Source organism: Roseateles sp. P5_B10 (genome assembly GCF_056400485.1).
Map to the genome: position 1 here is coordinate 1 of NZ_JBFULE010000786.1, position 2396 is coordinate 2396.

Genomic DNA, 2396 nt, shown 5'->3' on the forward strand with positions numbered 1-2396 from the left:
GGCGGGCGCTGGCGGGCGCTACCGCAACAAGGTGATCCAGGTGGACAGCAGCAAAAGCGGGGCGGACGAAGAGGAGATGGTGCGCCGCTTGCTGGCCGTGGAAAGCGTGGACGAGCCGACCGAGATCGTCATTCACGTCAACATGCTCAAAGAGGGCTGGGACGTGACCAACCTCTACACCATCGTGCCGCTGCGCGCCGCCAATGCGCGCACGCTGGTGGAGCAGTCCATCGGCCGCGGCCTGCGCCTGCCCTATGGCAAGCGCACCAAGAATGCGGCGGTGGACCGGCTCAACATCATTGCGCACGACCGCTTCCAGGAAATCATTGACGACTCCAACCGGGCCGATTCGCCGATCAAGCTGCAAAGGTTCGAGCTGGGACCACCTGACGCCGACGGTGATGGTCGGATGCAGAGCGTCACCGTGCAACCAAACTTGGCCGCGACGCTAGGGGTCAAACAAGAATCCACTGCTGATGGCGGAGAGCCCGCCTCGCTGCTGAATGGAGGCGTTCCGGCGCATCCTGCCTTGTTCAGCACGGCACAAGAAAGTAGTGTTGCTCTGGCGGTGATGGAGGCCGTGGCGCAGTATGAAGTTCGCCCGGAGGCCGCACCCACACGCCAGGCACTGCTGAGCCCGGCCATGCAGGCGGAAATCACCGAGGCCGTGCGAGAAAGCCTGCCGTCGGTTCAAGCCAATTTATCCTTGGACGCAGCAGCGCCGCCCGAGATCGACTTGGCCGACGTGGTCCGGCGAACGCTGGAGCAGGTGGTCAAGCAGAGCATCGACATTCCTCGCATCGCGGTGGTACCGAAGGGCGAGGTCAGGAGCGGTTTCCGGCCCTTCACCCTGGATCTTGCGGGCTTGCATTTGCAGCCAAAGGACAGGTCGCTGATTGGCCAGAACTTGCGGGACCGCGAGCAGTTCAGCGTGTCTGCCGAGCGCAGCCAGCGCCCTGCTCGACGGCTGGAAGACTACATCGTCCATGTACTGATTGATCGTGATGACATCGACTACAACACGCATGCCGGCTTGCTGTATGACTTGGCGGGCCAAGTGGTCACGCACCTGCAAAGCTATCTGAGCGATGCCGATGAAGTGCGCAATGTGCTGGACCTGGATCGGCAGTTGATCGCGGACAACATCCACGCGCAGATGTTGGGGAATTTTCTTCCGTCGGACACCGAGTACGCCGTGGAAATTCGCCGTGGGTTCACTGCGCTCAGAGCGCCGACGTTTTCAGTCGGTGCCGGGCAATCTGTGCGCGACTACCGCGACACGCTGGATGAACCAAGCCGAATAAAACAGATGGTGTTTGGCCACTTTGCACGCTGCCTCTATCCGCTGCAAAAGTTTGACTCCGATACCGAGCGGCGCTTTTGCGTGGTTCTCGACCGCGATGCCGACAAATGGTTCAAGCCTGCCAAGGGGCAGTTCCAGTTGTTCTACAAGCTGGGCGTCGAGCAACCTGAATACGTGCCCGACTTCGTGGCTGAGACTGCGCACCACTTGCTGATGTGCGAAACCAAGGCTCGCAATGAATTGGGCAGCACCGAGGTCAACGCCAAAGCCGACGCTGGGGCGATCTGGTGCAAGCATGCCACCGATCACGCCCTGCAAACTGGTGGCAAGCCCTGGAAGTATTTGTTGATCCCGCACGACGTGGTCACCGAGGACAAGCGGCTGGTCGACTTCTTGGGCTTTGAGGTACGGGCGAAGTAGTCGGTGATAGCTGACCTGCAAAGCCACAGGCCGGATCTGGGCATGGAGCGACCGCCGCGCTCCCTCCGATAAGAAAGCCCAGCTTCCCGGGAAGCCGCGTTCATTTGCCGTTCGGCCGACGCAACACGCGTTACGTCGTGACCTGTCGTCGAGGGCAAGTGCGCAGCGAAACGAGCATCAGACAACGCATTGATTAGTGGATCGAACAGAGTGCCTGTGCCCTCCATGCCCGGGAGAAGAACCAACGTGGTCATGGTCGGACAGTATCGACGGTCATGTAGGCATCAACCAGTAGACGCCTCTCCACTGGCAGTCAGCGGGCGCAGCGCGGAGCCCACACGTGGGGCAGTAAGTCGCCGATGTCGCTGGCTCGCTGCGTTGGCAGCCGCTGCAGGACATCCTTCATATAGGCATACGGGTCATGCCCGTTGAGCTTGGCCGCCAGCCGTCTATCGACTGGTCGGCTGCTGTCTGTCTGTCTGTCTGTCTGTCTGTCTGTCTGTCTGTCAGTCTGCCTGTCAGACGTCGATGTTCCCAGCGCGCAGGGCATTCGTCTCAATGAAATCCCTCCGCGGCTCCACCTCGTCGCCCATCAGCATCGTGAAGACCTTGTCCGCCTCGATGGCGTCGTCGATCTGCACGCGCAGCAGGCGGCGCACGGTGGGGTCCATGG

1 protein-coding gene and 2 pseudogenes are annotated in these 2396 nt (G+C 61.1%); 1 reads left to right on the forward strand and 2 read right to left on the reverse strand.

The annotated features are described in order from the left end of the window. Positions 1-1723: pseudogene (locus AC1DU6_RS27610) on the forward strand (type III restriction endonuclease subunit R); the annotation flags it as partial. Between the two features lie 313 nt (positions 1724-2036). Here the strand turns inward: AC1DU6_RS27610 and AC1DU6_RS27615 are convergent. Then, positions 2037-2165, reverse strand: a pseudogene (locus AC1DU6_RS27615) (transposase domain-containing protein); the annotation flags it as partial. 76 nt (positions 2166-2241) lie between these two features. Then, on the reverse strand, positions 2242-2396 hold a 155-nt coding region (locus AC1DU6_RS27620; RefSeq protein ID WP_477861031.1), incomplete at its 5' end, for a hypothetical protein.